Source organism: Gordonia namibiensis NBRC 108229 (assembly GCF_000298235.1).
GTDB classification, from domain to species: domain Bacteria; phylum Actinomycetota; class Actinomycetes; order Mycobacteriales; family Mycobacteriaceae; genus Gordonia; species Gordonia namibiensis.
The window spans coordinates 87,842-106,247 of the sequence record NZ_BAHE01000014.1 but is presented as its reverse complement, the minus strand read 5'-3'; the positions used below and the strand labels follow the sequence as shown (position 1 = coordinate 106,247).

At 69.9% G+C, this 18,406-nt stretch carries 15 protein-coding genes; 8 read left to right on the top strand and 7 right to left on the bottom strand.

What is annotated here, in order from left to right; translation table 11 throughout:
* The first annotated feature begins 13 nt into the window (after positions 1-13).
* Positions 14-631, top strand: coding sequence for an Rv2732c family membrane protein (locus GONAM_RS09070; RefSeq protein WP_006866455.1), 618 nt, complete (start codon positions 14-16; stop codon positions 629-631).
* Positions 632-676: 45 nt separating this feature from the next.
* On the opposite strand, the gene GONAM_RS09065 is transcribed toward GONAM_RS09070, so the two are convergent.
* Positions 677-2,041, bottom strand: a complete 1,365-nt coding sequence (locus tag GONAM_RS09065) for a DUF349 domain-containing protein (protein ID WP_006866454.1) — start codon at positions 2,039-2,041, stop codon at positions 677-679.
* 214 nt (positions 2,042-2,255) lie between these two features.
* Here GONAM_RS09065 and GONAM_RS09060 point away from each other — a divergent pair, with 214 nt between their 5' ends.
* From GONAM_RS09060 to hflX, 4 genes are read left to right on the top strand one after another with little or no spacing between them, the layout of a single operon-like run.
* Positions 2,256-2,990 (top strand): class III extradiol ring-cleavage dioxygenase family protein, encoded by a 735-nt coding sequence (locus GONAM_RS09060; RefSeq protein ID WP_040535873.1) that lies wholly within the window; start codon positions 2,256-2,258, stop codon positions 2,988-2,990.
* Positions 2,987-3,904, top strand: a complete 918-nt coding sequence (miaA, locus tag GONAM_RS09055) for a tRNA (adenosine(37)-N6)-dimethylallyltransferase MiaA (RefSeq protein ID WP_006866452.1) — start codon at positions 2,987-2,989, stop codon at positions 3,902-3,904. Before GONAM_RS09060 ends, miaA begins: the two co-directional genes overlap by 4 nt.
* A gap of 23 nt (positions 3,905-3,927) precedes the next feature.
* Positions 3,928-4,830: a diaminopimelate epimerase gene (gene dapF / locus GONAM_RS09050; protein ID WP_006866451.1), complete on the top strand. Its 903-nt coding sequence runs from the start codon at positions 3,928-3,930 to the stop codon at positions 4,828-4,830.
* Positions 4,831-4,881: 51 nt separating this feature from the next.
* The gene (hflX, locus tag GONAM_RS09045; RefSeq protein WP_006866450.1) at positions 4,882-6,339 is read left to right on the top strand and encodes a GTPase HflX; all 1,458 of its coding nucleotides are present in this window, start codon (positions 4,882-4,884) and stop codon (positions 6,337-6,339) included.
* A 22-nt stretch (positions 6,340-6,361) separates the two neighbouring features.
* On the opposite strand, the gene GONAM_RS09040 is transcribed toward hflX, so the two are convergent.
* The 4 genes from GONAM_RS09040 to GONAM_RS09025 all read right to left on the bottom strand — a co-directional run bounded on the left by GONAM_RS09040 (position 6,362) and on the right by GONAM_RS09025 (position 10,553).
* The gene (locus GONAM_RS09040; protein WP_006866449.1) at positions 6,362-6,622 is read right to left on the bottom strand and encodes an HPr family phosphocarrier protein; all 261 of its coding nucleotides are present in this window, start codon (positions 6,620-6,622) and stop codon (positions 6,362-6,364) included.
* Between the two features lie 74 nt (positions 6,623-6,696).
* On the bottom strand, positions 6,697-8,760 hold the full coding sequence (locus GONAM_RS09035) for a PTS fructose transporter subunit IIABC (RefSeq protein ID WP_006866448.1): 2,064 nt from the start codon (positions 8,758-8,760) through the stop codon (positions 6,697-6,699).
* 66 nt (positions 8,761-8,826) lie between these two features.
* Positions 8,827-9,786 (bottom strand): 1-phosphofructokinase, encoded by a 960-nt coding sequence (gene pfkB / locus GONAM_RS09030; protein WP_006866446.1) that lies wholly within the window; start codon positions 9,784-9,786, stop codon positions 8,827-8,829.
* Complete coding sequence (locus tag GONAM_RS09025) at positions 9,783-10,553, bottom strand: DeoR/GlpR family DNA-binding transcription regulator (RefSeq protein ID WP_006866445.1); 771 nt, start codon at positions 10,551-10,553, stop codon at positions 9,783-9,785. Before GONAM_RS09025 ends, pfkB begins: the two co-directional genes overlap by 4 nt.
* Before the next feature lie 106 nt (positions 10,554-10,659).
* Between GONAM_RS09025 and GONAM_RS09020 the strand changes: the two genes are divergently transcribed.
* Positions 10,660-12,360 (top strand): putative PEP-binding protein, encoded by a 1,701-nt coding sequence (locus GONAM_RS09020; protein ID WP_006866444.1) that lies wholly within the window; start codon positions 10,660-10,662, stop codon positions 12,358-12,360.
* On the opposite strand, the gene lexA is transcribed toward GONAM_RS09020, so the two are convergent.
* On the bottom strand, positions 12,338-13,045 hold the full coding sequence (lexA, locus tag GONAM_RS09015) for a transcriptional repressor LexA (protein WP_005197355.1): 708 nt from the start codon (positions 13,043-13,045) through the stop codon (positions 12,338-12,340). The two genes, GONAM_RS09020 and lexA, sit on opposite strands and share 23 nt — an antisense overlap.
* 239 nt (positions 13,046-13,284) lie before the next feature.
* On the opposite strand from lexA, the gene GONAM_RS09010 reads away from it, so the two are divergent.
* Positions 13,285-13,839 carry a LysM peptidoglycan-binding domain-containing protein gene (locus tag GONAM_RS09010; protein ID WP_006866443.1) on the top strand — a complete coding sequence of 185 codons (555 nt, stop codon included), beginning with the start codon at positions 13,285-13,287 and terminating at the stop codon, positions 13,837-13,839.
* Positions 13,840-13,938: 99 nt separating this feature from the next.
* A complete protein-coding gene (gene nrdR / locus GONAM_RS09005; RefSeq protein WP_040535870.1) occupies positions 13,939-14,427 on the top strand; it encodes a transcriptional regulator NrdR in 489 nt (162 codons plus the stop codon).
* Here nrdR and hrpA read toward each other — a convergent pair.
* On the bottom strand, positions 14,401-18,387 hold the full coding sequence (gene hrpA, locus GONAM_RS09000; protein WP_040535899.1) for an ATP-dependent RNA helicase HrpA: 3,987 nt from the start codon (positions 18,385-18,387) through the stop codon (positions 14,401-14,403). The genes nrdR and hrpA overlap by 27 nt on opposite strands.
* Positions 18,388-18,406 lie beyond the last annotated feature (19 nt).

The following is an 18,406-nucleotide window of genomic DNA, read 5'->3' as shown; positions in this document are numbered from 1 at the left end:
AAGAGGCGATGACATGTCCGAGAACCCGGACCGCACACCCGGCGCTTCCGACAAGGACGCGTTCAAGGAGTACGAACAGGACCTGAGGAAGGCCGAACGCAAGGTCGCCGGTGAGATCGACCCCGGCGCCCGCGCGGTCGTCGTGGCGATCGCCGTCCTGCTGGCCATGGTGTCGCTGGTCCTGCCGCACACCGGTTCGGTGACGGGCCTCGAGGTGCTGTCCTTCGCGCCGGAGGCCGCGGCCGAACGGGTCACCATCGTGTCGAAGATCTTCGTCTACCTGGTCGCGGTCTTCGGCATCGTCGTCTCGATGCTCGCACTGCTGACCCGCCGCTGGATTCTGGCGTGGATCGCGTTGTGCGGCTGTGCCATTGCGTGCGTGGCCGGCATGCTCGCCTGGTGGTCACGCAACACCCCCGGCGTCGGTGGCGTCCAGCCCCCGTCGGGAGTGGGCATCGGTCTTGTGCTCGGCTGGATCTCGGTCTTCGTGCTGACCTTCCACTGGTCACGCGTGGTGTGGGCGCGCTCGTCGTACCACCTGGCGATGGAGGCCGAGCGTCGCCGTCAGGCCGCCGAGCAGGAGGCCTACGCCTCGGCGCTCTACCACAAGGACCCCGAACAGCCGAAGTAGTCGGCGGCCCGGGGTCCTGGGTGGTCGGTTGTGACGGGGGGTCGCTCAGCGGTCGGTGACGGCGCTGTGCGCGGCCTCGGCCCATTCGCGCCACTGCGCGGCCTGTTCACGCAGCGACGCGGCCTCGCGGTCCTTGCCCTTCTCGGCGGCCTTGCGGGCCTGCTCCTCGAATTGCGCGGCACGGTCGGCGAACTGTGCCGCACGCGCCTGGGCCTCCGGGTCGGTGCGCTGCCACTGCGCGTCCTCGGCATCGCGGATGCGCTTCTCGATGGCCCGTGCGCGTCCTTCCAGGGAGTGCATCTGGTCGCGCGGAACCTTGCCGATCTCGTCCCACTTGTCACGGAACGACCGGAACTCACGACGCGCCGCCTCGAGATCGGCAGCCGGGTCGATGGCCTTCTCGGCGGCCTCGAGCAGCGCGATCTTGGCGGTCGCGTTGGCCGCGAACTCGGCGTCGCGTTCGGACGTGGCGGCGTTGCGGGCGTTGAAGAAGACGTCCTGGGCGGCCTTGAACCGCTGCCAGAGGGCCTCGTCGGTGTCGCGGGGCGCGCGACCGGCCGCCTTCCACTCACCCAGCAACTCGCGGAACTTGGCCGAGGTGGGGCCCCAGTCGGTCGACGACGACAGTTCTTCGGCGCGGGCGATCAGCGCTTCCTTGCGTTCCTTCGCCCCGGCGCGCTCGCGGTCGAGTTCGGCGAAGTGGGCACCTCGGCGGCGGTTGAAGGCATCGCGGGCCTTCGCGTAGCGCTTCCACAGGGCGTCATCGGTCTTGCGATCGATGCCCTTGATGGTCTTCCACTCGTCGAGGATCTCGCGGAGCCGGTCGCCGGCGCCCTTCCAGTTGGTGGCCTCGGCACCGATCTGCTCGGCCTCGGCGGCGAGGGTCTCCTTGCGTGCGATGGCGGTGGCGCGGGTCTTCTCGCGCTCCGCGCGCAGCGACTCGGCGACCTCGTCGGCGGAACCGACGATGGCCTCGAGTCGACGCTGCAGGGCGGCGACATCCCCGATGACGTGGGCGTTCGGCAGATCGTCGAGCAGGTGCTTGGCGGCGGCCTGGGCCTTGCGCGGGTCGCCGGAGCGTGCGCTGAGACGTTCCTCGAGGATCTCGACCTCGGTCGCGAGGTCGTCGAAGCGGCGGGCGAAGTGGGCGAGCCCCTCTTCGACGGTGCCGGCCTGCCACTGGCCGATCTCGCGTTCGCCGTCGGCGGTCTTGAGCCACACCACACCCGAGGAGTCGATGCGACCGAATCGGTGCGGGTCGCCGGCACTGATGTGCGTGATGACGGGTTCGTGCGGTCCCGGTCGTGGGCCGGGCTTGGGGCGCGGACCGGGTTTGGGGCCGGGTGTGGGGACCGGAGTGCTCGTCTGCGGCGCCTCGGTGGCCGTGGAGGGGTCGGTCGGGTGGGTCATCTGCACATGTCCTGCCGCTCAGTGGTGCCGCGCGTCACGGCTGCCGGTCGCTGGGTCGGTTCTCGCGGGGCATCGTAACGCCCCGGCGACAGCCGACAGTACGGATCCATTCAAGCAGTTCAGGCGCGTGTGTGTGGCGTGCGCGGCGACTTACCGGAATCCGTGTCGGGGTTCGGGCGTCGGTCGCGATGTCTGGTTCGACTAGCGTCGTGGTGTGCTTGCGGCCGTCGTCTTCGTACCGAGTGCCCCGTTGCTGGTACCCGAACTGGCCGGTCCGTCGGCGTTCGACACCGAACCCGTGCGGTCGGCGGTGCGGGATGCCCTCGCCGAAACGGCGTCGAGCGGGATCGATCGCTGGGTCGTTCTCGGCGCCTCCGACGCCCCGGTGACCGGCCCGGTGGAGGAGTCGGGCTCGGGTAGTTTCGCCCGGTTCGGGGTGGATGTCCGGGTGAGCGTGAGCGATCGGACCGGCCCCCGGATGAGTCTGTCCGCCCTGATCGGGGCCTGGTTGCGGGAGTGGGCGTCGCTGGGGCCGACGAGCACGTGGATCGTCGGCCGGGAGACCTCGCCCGCCGAGTGCGCGGTTCTCGGCGCCGATCTCGGCGCACGGCTGGAGGAGTCCCCGGAGCGGATCGGACTCCTCGTCGTCGGCGACGGCTCGACCGCGTTGACCCCCAAGGCACCGGGCGGTGGCCGACGGGACTCCGCGGTCGCGCTCAACGAGTCGATCGTCGCGGCCATCGGGGCCGCTGACATGCGGGCGCTCGCAGCCCTGCGACCCGAATCCTGCGATACGGAGGGGATCGGCGGCCGGGTCGCGTGGCAGGTCGCCGCCGCCGCGGTGGAGAGCCGTGGTTCGGGCGTCGTGCCGAAGAGGAGCTACGCCGACGCCCCGTTCGGGGTCGGGTACGTCGTCGCCACGTGGACCGTTTCCGGTGACCGGTCATGAGCGACCAGTCGGCACTGCGGCCGATCATGGTCGTCGGCCCGACCGCGTGCGGGAAATCCGACCTCGCCCTCGACCTCGCCGAGCGTCTGGGCGGGGAGATCGTGAACATCGACGCCATGCAGCAGTACCGCGGCATGGACATCGGGACCGCCAAGGTGCCGCTCGACGAACGCCGCGGCATACCGCATCACCAGATCGATGTCCTCGACGTGACCGAGGTGGCCACCGTCGCCCGATACCAGCAGGCCGCGACCGCGGACGTGGAGCGACTCCTCGACGCCGGTCGTGTCCCGGTGATCGTCGGCGGCTCGATGATGTACATCCAGGGGCTGCTCGACAACTGGCAGTTCCCGGCGACCGATCCCGAGGTCCGCGGCCGGTACGAGGAGATGCTCGCCGAACGCGGGGTCGCCGAGATGCACCGGCTGCTCGCCTCGGTCGATCCCGCTGCTGCTGCAACGATTCTCGACACCGACGGCCGGCGGATCGTCCGCGCGCTGGAGGTCGTCGAACTGACCGGGCAGCCCTTCGCGGCGTCGCAGCCGACGATCGGCGAACCCCGGTGGGGAACCGTGATCCTCGCGCTCGACCGGGAGACCGCCGAACTCGACGACCGGATCGCGCGGCGTACCCGGCTGATGTTCTCCACCGGTCTGGTCGACGAGGTCGAGGGCCTGTGCGCGGTCGGACTGCGGGAGGGCCGCACGGCCTCGCAGGCGATCGGCTACAAGCAGGTGCTCGCCGCCCTCGACGGCGAATACGACATGGCCCAGGCCGAGGAACTCACCTTCATCGGCACCCGCCGGTATGTGCGCAGACAGCGGTCGTGGTTCCGCCGCGATCACCGTGCCGTGTGGCTCGACGCCGCCGCCCCCGACCTCGCCGACCGAGCGCTCGAGGCCGCCGCCGTGTGATCCACGCACCGAGAAGTAGTCTGGTGCGCGTGAGTTCCAACCCAACCGGTCTGCGCTTCGTCAAGGGTCACGGCACCCAGAACGACTTCGTCGTGCTCGCCGACCCGGCCGCCGAGCTGTCACTCGACGCCGAGATGGTCGCGGCACTGTGCGACCGGCAGCGGGGCATCGGGGCCGACGGTCTGCTGCGCGTGGCGCGCACGGGTGCGCTCGTCGAACGCGGTGTTATCGACGCCCTGCCCGACGGCGTCGCGGCCGACGACTGGTTCATGGACTACCGCAACGGCGACGGCTCGATCGCCGAGATGTGCGGCAACGGCGTCCGGGTCTTCGCCCACTTCGTCCGCGCGACCGGACTCGCCGACACGGACACCTTCACGGTGGGCTCGCGCGCCGGAGCCCGGCCGGTGATCATCCACTCCTTCGACGATGTGCACGCCGAGGTGACCGTGGAGATGGGCGTCGCCCGTCTCGACGGCACCTCTGTCGTGCGGATCGGCGACGACATCTACCCGGGTGCCAAGGTCGACGTGGGCAACCCGCACCTGGCGTGTGTGGTGGCCGATCTCACCGCCGAGGCCCTCGCGGCCGTCGATTTCACCGCCGGTGTGGTCATCGAGACCGACGACTTCCCGAACGGGGCCAACGTCGAACTGTTGACCCCGCCGGTCGAGGACGTCGACGGTCGTCTGTACGCGCGGATGCGGGTCTTCGAACGCGGCGTCGGCGAGACCCGCAGCTGCGGAACAGGCCTGGTCGCGGCCACGCGCGCGGCTCTCGACGCGCGCGGACAGGACGCCGGTGAGCTGCGCATCGGCATCCCGGGCGGGGAGGTCACGGTGACCATCCGGACCGACGGCTCGACCCTGCGCGGCCCGTCGATGCTGGTCGCCGACGGCGTCCTGCGACCCGGCTGGGACCGCTGAGCCGATAATCACGTGCTCAGCACGGCCGTGGCGTGAGACCATGGATCCCGTATGACCGAATCATCAGCACAGATCCTGTCCGACGCGGACCTCGACGATCGCTCCGGTGACCTCCACCGTGACGACGATCCGACCGTCGGCGAACTCCAACTCTCCGAGCGTGCGTCACTTCAGCGCGTCGCCGGACTCTCCACCGAACTCACCGACGTCACCGAGGTCGAGTACCGGCAGCTCCGCCTCGAGAAGGTGGTTCTCGTCGGTGTCTGGACCGAGGGCAGCGCCGCCTCGGCCGAGGCCAACATGGCCGAGCTCGCCGCGCTGGCCGAGACCGCTGGTTCGCAGGTCCTCGACGCGCTGATCCAGCGCCGTTCCAAACCGGACTCGGCCACCTACATCGGTAGCGGCAAGGCCGAGGAACTCCGCGAGATCGTCCTGGCAACCGGGGCCGACACCGTCATCTGCGACGGTGAGCTCACGCCCGCCCAGCTGACCGCGCTGGAGAAGGTCGTCAAGGTCAAGGTGATCGACCGGACCGCACTCATCCTCGACATCTTCGCCCAGCACGCCACGTCCCGTGAGGGCAAGGCACAGGTCTCGCTCGCGCAGATGGAGTACATGCTCCCGCGTCTGCGCGGTTGGGGTGAATCGATGTCCCGGCAGGCCGGTGGCCGGGCCGGCAGCAACGGCGGTGTGGGTCTGCGTGGTCCCGGTGAGACCAAGATCGAGACCGACCGCCGGCGCATCCGTGAGCGGATGGCCAAGCTGCGCCGCGAGATCCGCGACATGAAGAAGGCGCGCACCACCAAGCGGGCCGCCCGCAACCGTTCGGCGATCCCGTCGATCACCGTCGCCGGCTACACCAACGCCGGCAAGTCGAGTCTGGTCAACGCCATGACCGGCGCGGGTGTCCTGGTGCAGGACGCGCTGTTCGCGACCCTCGACCCGACGACGCGACGGGCCACGCTCGACGACGGGCGGGCCGTGGTCTTCACCGACACCGTCGGTTTCGTGCGGCACCTGCCCACGCAGCTCGTCGAGGCGTTCCGGTCGACGCTGGAAGAGGTGGTCGACGCCGATCTGCTCCTGCACGTGGTCGACGGATCGGATCCGTTCCCGATGGAACAGATCTCGGCGGTGCGTCAGGTCATCAGCGAGATCGTCGCCGAGGAGAAGGCGGAGGCGCCGCCGGAACTGCTGGTGATCAACAAGATCGACGCGATCGACGGCAACCGGCTCACCGAACTGCGCGGCGCGGTAGGTGCCGACGCGGTGTTCGTCTCGGCGCGTACCGGCGAGGGACTGCCCGAGCTGTTCGACCGCGTACGTGAATTCGTGGGCCGCGAAGACGTCGAGCTCACCATCGAGGTGCCGTTCTCCCGCGGCGACATCGTCTCCCGGATCCACAGCGAGGGCGAGGTCCTCACCTCCGAGCACACCGAGTCGGGTACGACGATGAAGGTCCGCGTCCCGGCCGCTTTCGCGGGCGAGATCGCGGACCTCACGGTCTAGATCCGGTCAGTCGGCGTCTGGATCAGTCGGCGTCCAAGTCGGTCTCGACGAGGGTGACGATCTTGTCGAGGGCCGCCTGGTCCTCGGCGGTCACGACGACCTTGGTGCCCTTCTCGGCGCCGAGCGTCATGATCATCAGCGCGGAACCGGCGTCGACCGGGTCACCGCCCTCGAGTCCGAGGGTCACGGTGCTGCCGGTGTCGGCGACGGCCTCGGCGATGATCGTGGCCGGGCGGGCGTGCAGGCCGACGGCCGATCCGACGGTGGCGGTGGTGCTGGGCATGGTGCCTCCTGTATTGCTGATTGCTTGTCTGATGGTTGTTCGTCGGTGTGTGGGTGTTCGGCGGGGTCCGGACTTCAGGCTGCCACGACCTCGAGATCGGCCGCGGCCATCTCGCGGGTCCGGCCGAACTGCTTCGCCGCGATCACCACGACCGCGCTCAAGACGGTGCCGGCCAGCAAAGCCACGAGGAACAGCACCCAGTTGTTCATCGCGAAGAAGACGAAGATGCCGCCGTGCGGGGCGCGGAGCTCGACACCGAACGCCATGATCAGCGCGCCGGACAGGGCGCCGCCGGCCATCATCGACGGGATGACGCGGAAGGGGTCGGCCGCCGCGAACGGGATGGCGCCCTCGGAGATGAACGACGCGCCGAGAAGCCAGGCGGCCTTGCCGTTCTCGCGCTCGGGTTCGGTGAACAGGCCGGGACGCAGGACTGTCGCGAGCGCCAGCGCGAGTGGCGGGACCATGCCGGCGCACATGACCGCGGCCATGATCTGGAACTGGGCGGGACCCGCCGTCGCGGCGTCGGCGATACCGGCGGTGGCGAACAGGTAGGCGGTCTTGTTGACCGGGCCGCCGAGGTCGAAGCACATCATCAGGCCGAGCACGATGCCCAGGACGACGGCCGATCCGCCGGACATGCTCTCGAGCCCGGAGTTCATCTGCTCGGTCAGCCAGGCGAGCGGCTTGCCGAGAACCAGGTAGAGCAGGCCGCCGACGATCAGGCTGCCGAACAACGGGATGACCACGACCGGCATCAGGCCACGGGCCCACTGCGGAACCGGGAGCCGCGAGATCCACAGGCACGCGGCGCCGGCGATCAGGCCGCCGATGAGTGCGCCGATGAAGCTCGCGCCGACGGCAAGGGACACGATGCCCGCGACAAAACCGGGTGCGATGCCGGGACGGTCGGCGATCGCGAACGAGATGTATCCGGCGAGGACCGGGACGGCGAGTCCCATCACCCCCGACCCGATCGCGAAACTCACCGCGCCGAGGTACTGGAGCAGACCCCCGGAGGGGAGATCCCAGAGGCTGTTGTTCAGGGCGATGAAGGCGGCGTCGTTGAGGGAACCCCCGGCATCGAGGGTGCTGTTGGCGATCTCGTAACCCGCGAGCAGGAAGCCCAGCGCGATGAGCAGACCGCCCGCCGCGACGAACGGGATCATGTAGCTGACACCGGTCATGAGTGCCTGCCGGGTCCGACCGGCCAGTCCGAGACCCGACGACGATCCGGACGCGGCGGCGTCGGTGCCACCGTCGTCGGTCACCCGGGGCGCTTCCGGATTCTGTGCGGCGGCAACGGCTTCGGCGATCATCGTGTCGGGTTCGTTGATGGCCCGTTTGACGCCCGAGGCGATCACCGGCTTGCCGTGGAAGCGGCCCTTGCCCTTCACCCCGATGTCGGTCGCGAAGATGACCGCGTCGGCGGACGCGATGACGTCGGGATCGAACGGTGTGGTGGCCGAGGAGCCCTGCGTCTCCACCGCGAAGTCGACGCCGGCACGTTCGGCGGCGTACTTCAGCGCGTCCGCAGCCATGTAGGTGTGCGCGATCCCGGTGGGGCAGGCGGTGATCGCGAGGACGCGCGGCCGGCCCTCGGCAGGTTTTCCGGCGGGCGTCTCGGCGTCGGCCGGGGTTGCCGTCGCCGGAGCCGCCGGGGGAGTGGCTTCCTGCTTGGCGTCGGGGTCGATCGCCTCGGTGACCAGTTCGATGACGCGGTCGTCGGTCTCGGCCTCGCGGAGGGCCGCAACGAAGTCGGGGCGGACCAGCGAACGCGCCAGTGAACTCAGCAGTTTCATGTGCGCGGCGGCACCGCCCTCGGGGGCGGCGATGAGGAAGACGAGATCGGCCGGACCGTCGGGTGCGCCGAAGTCGACCTTGCGGGACAGGCGCGCCATGGCCAGGCTCGCCGACGTCACCGACGCGGTGCGCGCGTGCGGGATCGCGATGCCGCCGGGAAGTCCGGTGGCGGACTTGGCCTCCCGCTCGAGTGCCGCGCGGGCCAGGTCGGCGGGATCGGTGGTCCGTCCGGCCGCGGCCAGAGCATCGGCGAGGGTGGTGATGACGGCGGCGGGGTCGGCGCCGGCGTCGACGTCGAGACTCACCGTCTGTGCGGTGATGATCTGCTCGGTCATGGGATGTCCTTCGGCAATGGAGGGTTGGTGTGGTGCGGGTTCTGCTGGGGTGGGATCGGGGTCAACTCATCGGCCGGCCCCGGATAGTTCCGTGACCGTGACCCCGGCCAGATCGAGGTGATCGGGGGTGGGGGAGGCAGTGCCGGCCAGCGCGGCGGCCGCCGATCCGTAGGCGACGGCCGACCGGAGACATTCCGGCGCCGACGCACCACGCGTCCGGGCGATGAGGAAACCGGCCAGGGACGAGTCCCCTGCGCCGACGGTGCTACGCGGGACGATCGGTGGTGGGGTCGCGCACCAGGTGCCAGTCGGGCTCACAAGGACGGCGCCCCGTGCGCCGAGGGTGGCCAGCACGCTGCCGCCGATCTGCTCCACGAGGGCCTGTGACGCGGTCACCACCGGGCGGAGATCGTTGCGGGACAGGGAATCACGAAGCTCGGCGGCGTCGGCGCCGGTGAGTTCGGCCAGTTCGTCCTCATTGGGTTTGATCAGGTCGACACGCCCGGCCGCGGCGGCGCGCAACGGTGCTCCCGAGGTGTCCACGGCCACGCGGCATCCGGCGGTGACCAGCGCGTCGGCGACGGCCCGGTACCAGTCGTCCGGCACTCCGGGCGGCAGCGATCCGCACAGCGTGACCCAGTCCGCGCCGTTCGCGTGGGTTCGGATCAGAGCGGACAGCGACTCGAGCTGAGCTGCGGTGAGGGTCACGCCCGGGGCGTTGATCTTCGTGGTGGTGCCGTCGGATTCGGCGATGGTGACGTTGGAACGGACCTCGCCGTCGACGGGGACGGCGTCGTAGGGGAGCCCGAGGCCGTCGAGCGCGGCGAGCAGGGGGTCGCCGGCGCGAGCGGGCAGCAGGGCACGGGTCGGGAGTCCGGCGGCGGCGACGGTGCGGGTGACGTTGACGCCCTTGCCACCCGGTTCGGCGCGGACGACGCCGGCCCGCTGGACCTCGCCGCGTCGCAGCGGGGTGGCGAGTTCGAGGGTCCGGTCGACACTCGGATTGGCGGTGACGGTGAGGATCACGCGATCACGACCTCGACGCCGCGGGCCGACAGTGCGGCGGAGAACTCCGGATCGATGCCGGAGTCGGTGATGAGGACGTCGATGTCGTCGACGCCGGCGAAACCGGACAGCTCCTCGCGCTCCATCTTCGAACTGTCGGCGAGGACGACGACGCGTCGGGCCGCGGCGACCATCGCCGCCTTCACCGCCGCCTCGTCGGGGTCGGGGGTGGACAGTCCGTGTGCCTCGCTCAGTCCGTTGGTGCCGATGAACGCGGTCGTCACGCGGAGTCGTCCCAGCGCGGCGACCGTCTCGGCGCCGACCGTCGCCTGGGTGAGCCCGCGGACGCGACCGCCGAGGGCGTGGAGACCGTCGGCGTGGTGTCCGGCGAGCAGTCCGGCGATCGGGAGGCTGTTGGTAATCACGGTGAGATCCCGGTCGCGCGGCATGGCCTCGGCGGCCCGGAAGGTGGTGGTACCGGCGTCGAAGAGCACAGATCCGCCGTCGGGCGGGAGGAAGCTGAGGGCGGCACGGCCGATGGCCGCCTTCTCCTCGGTTTGTTCCGTCTCGCGCTCGGCGATGCCCAGTTCGCCGATCACGCGCAGGACCTCGGGGCGGACGGCGCCGCCGTGGACGCGCTGCAGGTGCCCGGCGCGTTCGAGGACCGCGAGGTCGCGGCGGACGGTCTCGCTGGTGACGTCGAACTTCGCGGCGAGCTCGGCGACCGAGGCGCGTCCTGCGACGCGTACCTCCTCGGTGATGGCCTGCTGTCTCTCCTCGGCGTACACACCGGCTCCGTTCTGAATGTGGGAACATGTGGCTTTACGTGTTGTGGTAACTGTGTTTACGCCTGTTTGTGTTGACAAGTCAAGAAGAATTTGTAACCGTGGTCACATGACGCAGATTCTGACGGGGACGCCGGTCGTCGGTGGTGTGGCTCTCGGGCCCGCACTCTGGCCGGGCCACCGACCCGACCACTCCGCAGAGGCGCTGGGCGCGGGCGTCGAGATCGCCGAAGAGCAACGCGCCGACGAGGCGCAACGGTTCACCGCCGCCGCCGCTGCGGTCGCCGCGCGCCTGCGGGAACGTGCGTCGCAGAACACCGGGGTCGCCGCCGAGGTGCTCACCGCCACCGCCGGGCTCGCGGAGGACCGCGGGTGGATCGGTGCCGCCTCGGGGCTGATCGCCAAGGGGGCCTCGGCGCCGTCGGCCGCTGTCGCCGCCACCGAACAGTTCGCCGCGGTGTTCACCAAGCTCGGTGGTCTCATGGCCGAGCGCGTCACCGACCTCAACGACGTCCGCGACCGCGTCCTCGCCGAACTGTTGGGCCTGCCCGAACCCGGCGTGCCCACTCCGGACGTGCCCTCGGTCCTCCTCGCCGACGACCTCGCGCCCGCCGACACCGCGGGGCTCGATCCGGCCACCACCATCGCGCTGGTCACCCGATTGGGCGGTCCCACCAGCCACACCGCGATCATCGCCCGGCAGCTCGGCATCCCGTGTGTCGTCGCCGTCCCCGATCTCACCGGGATCGGTTCGGGCACAGTGATACTCGTGGACGGAACGACCGGCGAGATCGTCGTCGAACCCGACGACGCCACCGCCCGCGCCCGTGTCGACGAGCACACCCGTCAGGCGGCACTGGTCGCCGGCTGGTCGGGTCCCGGACGCACCGCAGACGGTACGGAGGTCGCGATCCTGGCCAACGTCGCCGACGGGTCGTCGGCCCGCGCGGCCACCGACCATCCGGTGGAGGGCGTCGGGCTGTTCCGCACCGAACTGGCCTTCCTCGAACGCGCCGACGAACCGTCGGTGGAGGAGCAGGCGGCCATCTACCGCGAGGTGTTGGACGCGTTCGGCGGCCGCAAGGTCGTCATCCGCACCCTCGATGCCGGGTCGGACAAGCCGCTGCGCTTCGTCGACCAGCCCGAGGAGGCCAATCCGGCGCTGGGCGTGCGCGGCGACCGGATCGCCCTGGCGCACCCCGAGATCCGTGCCCACCAGCTCGACGCCATCGCGCGCGCCGCCGAGGGCTCCGAGACGAGCCCCTGGGTCATGGCGCCGATGATCGCCTCACCGGCCGAGGCGGCCGCCTTCGCCGCGCAGGTGCGCGAACGGGGGCTGACCGCCGGGGTGATGATCGAGGTCCCCGCCGCCGCGATCCTCGCGTCGGCGATCCTGGCCGAGGTCGACTTCGTCTCCATCGGCACCAACGACCTCACGCAGTACACGATGGCCGCCGACCGGATGTCGGCCGATCTCGCATCGCTGACCGATCCCTGGCAGCCGGCCGTCCTCCACCTCATCGCGACGGTCGCGCGGGCCGGACGGGATCAACGGAAACCGGTCGGCGTGTGCGGCGAGGCCGCAGCGGACCCGATCCTCGCCTGTGTGCTCGTCGGACTCGGGGTGACCTCGTTGTCGAGTGCCCCGGTTGCCGCCGCTGCGGTCGGCGCCCGGCTCGCCGGCGTCACCCGCGCAACCTGCGAAAACGCAGCGGCAGCCGCGCTGGCCACCGCCGATCCGGCTGCGGCCCGCGCGGCTGCCGCCGCGGTTCTCGAGAACGAAGAGGTCAGATCCGCCGCATCACGGTGACGACCTTGCCGAGGATGACGGCCTCGTCGCCCGGGATCGGGTCGAAGAGCTCGTTGTGCGGCATCAGCCAGACATGACCCTTCTGGCGCTTGAAGGTCTTGACCGTGGCCTCGCCGTCGATCATCGCGGCGACGATGTCACCGTTGTCGGCCACGTTCTGCTGGCGGACGACCACCCAGTCGCCATCGCAGATCGCCGCGTCGATCATCGACTCGCCGACGACCTTCAACAGGAACAGCGAACCCTCGCCGACGAGCTCGCGGGGGAGCGGGAACACGTCCTCGACGGCTTCTTCGGCGAGGATCGGGCCGCCGGCGGCGATCCGGCCGAGCACCGGCACGAAGGTGGGCTCGGGTAGCGCACCACCGGTCGGTGAGGTGGGCGTCGGCGGCTCGCTCGGCGCGATGTTCACCGCGCGCGGACGATTGGCGTCGCGCTTGAGGAGACCCTTGCGTTCGAGTGTCCGCAGCTGGTGGGCAACGGATGAGGTCGAGGTGAGACCCACCTCGTCACCGATCTCGCGGATGCTCGGCGGGTAACCGCGTTCGCGCACGGATTTGCGGATCACCTCGAGAACTCCGCGCTGCCGCGGCGTCAGCGAGGCCTCGGCCGCCGCCATGTCTGCCGGGGTGACGGGCTCGTCGGCGCCCCGCGCTCCGGTGCGCTTACCGCCGTCATCGCTCATGATCGGGCTTCCTCTCGATTTCCGAACGTGCTGGTAGATCGCTTGTCTGCCGACGACCCTAGCCCAGAATGCCGACCGCATCAAACATTTGTTCGACGTGTCGCGAGACAATTGTCGGAGCGCCGTGCTACAAATCGAACATCAGTTCATCGAACAGATGATCGACACTCGAACAGTTCGAACGCCGACGACGCAGTCGGACGCCCGGACACAGTTCGACCGGAAACACGGAGGGCACCATGCGCACCGCCACTCTCATCGACCCCGTCCGCTCCACCGTCCCCGTCCGCTCCACCGTCCCCGTCCGCGGTGACGTCCTGCAGCGTCCGCGCCCGATGCGCCGTGGCGACGGGCGCCGTCCCGTCGACGGTCGCCCGGTGTCGGAGTCTGCGGTCCGGGTCCGCCGGATCGCCTCCACGCAGTGCGCCTCGCCGGTCGGTCTGCGCGGTCGTGGACCGGTCGTGCCGGCCTCGCGTCCCGCGCAGACCGCCCCCTCGGCGGTCATCCGCCGGCGCCGGCGCACGGCGACGGCCATCCTCGCCGGTGTCGGACTCGCGCTGGCCGTCTGGGTCATCGCGGTCGTCGGCCAGAACTATGCCGCCACGGTCACGCCGTCCTCGGTCGGCACCGAGGTCGTGCATGTGCGCTCGGGTGACTCGCTGAGCACCATCGCATCTCGTGTCGCCCCCGAGATGCCCCGTGAGGCAGTTGTCGACGAGATCGTCCAGCTGAACGACCTCCCGTCGAGCGGCCTGCGCGTCGGCCAGCCGCTCCTCGCCCCCCGGTACCACTGAACGCGGGCGGTATCCTCGATGTCACAGGGACCGGCCGACTACCGGCCTGGCATGCGGCCCGGCTGCATCAGAGTGTCCCGTGACCTGCGTGAGGATACGATGCGCTGCCCCTTCTGCAAGAACGACGACACCAAGGTCATCGACTCGCGTGTCGCTGATGAGGGGCAGGCCATCCGGCGCCGCCGCTCCTGCGTGGAGTGTGGGCGACGCTTCTCGACCGTGGAGAGCGCAGTGCTCTCGGTGGTCAAACGCAACGGTGTCACCGAACCGTTCAGTCGCGAGAAGGTGATGAGGGGCGTCCGGCGCGCATGCCAGGGACGCCACGTCGCCGAGGACGCGCTGGCCCAGCTGGCCCAGCAGGTCGAGGACACGGTGCGTGCCAGTGGATCGGCCGAGATCCCCAGCAACGAGGTCGGACTCGCGATCCTCAAGCCGCTGCGCGACCTCGACGAGGTCGCCTACCTGCGCTTCGCGTCGGTGTATCGCTCGTTCGACTCCGTCGAGGACTTCCAGCGCGAGATCGACGATCTGCGTTCGGCGTCGTCCGAGTCCGGCAAGGCCTCAGCCGAGTCGGTCAAGAGTTCGTAGGACCCGCTTCTCCGACACCGGGTACGCGGTGCCGAGACGTTCGGCGAACAATCCCACCCGCAGTTCCTCGACGAGCCACTGAGCCTCGTCGTTGACGTGGGCCTTACGGTGCTCGGGTACCTGGGTCAGTCGCTGGGCCCACCGCTCGGTCACCCGATCGACGACGGTCACTCCGGCCTGGTCCCGGGCCGCGGAGGCGGGGAGTGCCGTCAACCGGGCTTCGGCCGCCGCGAGATAGCGCGGCACGTTCTCCAGATGTCGTCGTGCGGTGGCGGCGATGAAGCCGTCGAAGACGAGATTGTCGAGTTGTTCGGCGACGTCGTCGGCTGCGAGCGAACCGGCATGACGGTCGATCGCGGCGCGCACCGGCGCCACCCAGCCGAGGGATTCGACGGCGAGAGAGAAGTATTCGGGTGCCGCTTCGGAGATCCGTGGCCGCAGCTTTTCCGTGAGTGCGCGGAACGCCTCGGGTGAGCGCACCGCGGACAGCGTGCCGGCGTCGAGGCCGGCCACCACATCGCGGATGGCGCGGCGTGTGCAGTCGGCCAGCAGCGCATCGAGGTCCGGGTAGGGGCTCTGACTCAACGCGAGTCGGCCGGCGGCGCCGAGAGAGCTCGCCACACGTCGGTGCAGGGGAGGGATCGCGAGGTCGAGCAGCGCGACGATCCCTCTCTCCGCCAACCGATCACGGGTCTGCTCCGACGCGGCGTCGATCACGACCACCCCGCGGGTCCGCCCGGCCTCGTCGGTGATCGCGTCGATCGTGGGGTAGCGGGTGAGGCGTTGTCCGGCGATGTCGACGGTCCGCTGGGCGGCGAGGGTGCCGATGCCCTCGTCGGTCCAGGCGCGATACAGGGTGCGCTTCACCGTCTTCGTCGCGGCGCGTGTGCCCACACGCTGGAGTTCGGCGATGGAATCGGCTCGCGCGGTGATGTTCCCGGTGTCGTCGACCACGGCGAAATGCATCGTGAGATGGGCCGGAATCCGGTCGACGTCGAAATCGGCTGCGGTGACCGTCATCTGCGTGATCGTGGTGAGCTCGCGCGCGAGCCCGACCGTGAGCGGTTCGCTGCGCGGTGTCAGACGCGCCAGGGCCAGTTCGGCGAAACGCTGCGCCGGGGACATGGACTTGCGCAGCCGCTTGGGCAGCGACTTCACCAGGGCGGTGGCCAGTTCCGTCCGCATGCCGGGCACCGACCAGTCGAATCCCGCCGGGCGCACGTGGGGGAGCAGTGCGCGCGGGATGATCACGGTGACACCGTCATCGGGTGCGCCGGGTTCGAACCGGTAGCGGAGTTCGAGTCGGGTGTCGCCCTGTTGCCAGGCGCCCGGGTAGTCGGTGGGCGCGGCCTCGGTGCTCGCCGCGACGTCCTCGGGCTTGAGGTCGAGCAGAGCCGCGTCGGCGCGTCGGGCCTTCTTCCACCATGTGTCGAAGTGCCGTGCGGAGGTGACCTCGGCGCCCACCCGCTTGTCGTAGAACTCGAACAGCTGATCCTCGGTGATCACCAGTCCGCGTGTGCGCATGCGGTTCTCGACGTCGGAGGCGGCTTCGAGCAGAGCGCGGTTGCGTTCGAAGAACGGGTGTTGGGTACGCCAGTCGCCCTCGACCAGGGCATGGCGGATGAACAGTTCGCGGGAGACGACCGGATCGATGGGGCCGTAGTCGACGCGGCGTTTCGCGACGAGGGTGACGCCGTACAGCGTCACCCGTTCGTAGGCCATCGCGGCACCGCGTTTGGACGACCAGTGCGGCTCGCTGTACGTGCGCTTCACCAGATCGCCGGCCAGTTTCTCCGCCCACAACGGATCGATGCCGGCGACGGTGTGCGCGAACAGGCGGGAGGTCTCGAGGACCTCCGCGGCCATGATGAAGGGCGGCGGCTTCTTGGCGAGCGGTGACGCCGGGAAGATCATCAGCGTCGTGTTGCGTGCCCCGGTGAACTCGCGGCCCTCGGTGTTGCGCGCCGCGATGTTGGACAGCAGACCCGAGAGGATCGCGCGGTGGACGGCGTCGGCGTCGACCTCGGGAAGGTCGGAACCGGCAGGACTCACCGGCCAGTCCAGGTCCTTGACGATCTCGGTGAGTTGGCGATGCAGGTCCCGCCATTCCCGGATGCGCAGGAAGTGCAGGAACTCCCGTTCGCACATCCGTCGGAACTTGCTGCTGGACAACTCCTTGCGCTGCTCTTCGAGGTAGCGCCACAGCTCGACGTAGGACAGGAAGTCCGACTGCGGCACGACGAAGCGACGATGCGAGGCGTCTGCGGCCTCGCGGTGTTCGGCCGGACGTTCGCGGGGATCGGGCAGGGACATCGCGGAGGCGATGACGAGCAGGTGGTCGAGGCAGCCGAGTTCGCGGCCGGCGATGAGCATCCGGGCGATCCGCGGATCGACGGGGATGCGGGACATGGACCGACCGACGGGGGTGAGGCGCGGCGGGCCGCCCTCACGGCTCACGGTGATCGCACCGAGCTCGGTCAGTACGCCCATGCCGTCGCGGATCGCGCGTTCGTCGGGCGGCTGCACGAACGGGAAGTCCGCGATCTCACCGAGTTTCAGCGAGGTCATCTGGAGGATGACGGCGGCGAGGTTGGTGCGCAGGATCTCCGGGTCGGTGAAAGCGGGACGGGCGTCGAAGTCGTTCTCGCTGTAGAGCCGGATGCACACACCGGGGGCGACGCGACCGCATCGGCCGGCGCGCTGGCGGGCGCTGGCCTGCGACACGGGTTCGATGGGCAGACGATTGACCTTGGTGCGGGTCGAGTATCGGCTGATGCGGGCGGTGCCGGTGTCGATGACGTAGCGGATGCCGGGCACCGTGACCGAGGTCTCGGCGACGTTGGTGGCCAGTACGATCCGGCGACCGTTCGACGGGGCGAAGACCTTCTGCTGGTCGGCGATCGACAACCGTGCGAACAGCGGGACGATCTCCGCGCCGCCGTTCCGGCCGGTTCCGGTCCGGCGCTTCAACGCATCCGCCGTCTCGCGGATGTCGCGTTCGGTGGGGAGGAAGACGAGGATGTCGCCGCGGCCGCCCGCCCACAGCTCGTCGATCGCGGCGTCGATGCCCTGGATCTGGTCGAGGTCGGCGTGCTCGCCGCCACCGGCGTCGTCGCCGCTGTCCGGACGTTCCTGGAGACTCAGCGGCCGGTAACGGATCTCGACGGGGTAGGTACGACCGGACACCTCGATGACCGGGACCGACGCCTCGGGCGTGCTGAAATGCCGCGCGAAACGGGCGGGTTCGATCGTCGCCGAGGTGATGATCACCTTCAGGTCCGGTCGTTGCGGCAGCAGTCGACGCAGGTACCCGAGGATGAAATCGATGTTGAGGCTGCGCTCATGGGCCTCGTCGATGATGAGGGTGTCGTAGCGGCGCAGCATCGGATCGGTGGCGATCTCGCGGAGCAGGATGCCGTCGGTCATCACGCGGATCAGCGTGTCCGCGCCCGAACGGTCGGTGAACCGGACCGAATAACCGACCGCGTCACCGAGTTCGGTCTCGGTCTCGTCGGCGATGCGCTTGGCCACCGAGCTGGCCGCGATGCGCCGCGGCTGGGTGTGGCCGATCGTGCCGCGGATACCGCGGCCGAGTTCGAGGCAGATCTTCGGCAGCTGCGTGGTCTTGCCGGAACCGGTCTCACCGGCGACCACCACGACCTGGTGGTCCCGGATCGCGTCGGCGATCTCCTCGCGGGCGGCCGAGACGGGGAGTTCGTCGGGGAAGCGCAGCACCGGCACGGTGGCCCGGCGACGGTCGAGGCGGCTCCGGGCCTTCTCGACGTCGGCGACGACTTGTTGCCATTTGCGCGGGTCGGGGGTGCGGCCCAGTTTGTCGATGCGGCGGCGCAGACGGTGGGCGTCGAGGATCGCGACCTCGTCGAGCGAACGCAGCAGTTCGGTACGGGAGATGCCGGGCTGAGGATCTCGCGGGGCTGGATCTGGGGACTCGACCGACATGATGACTCCAGGATATGGG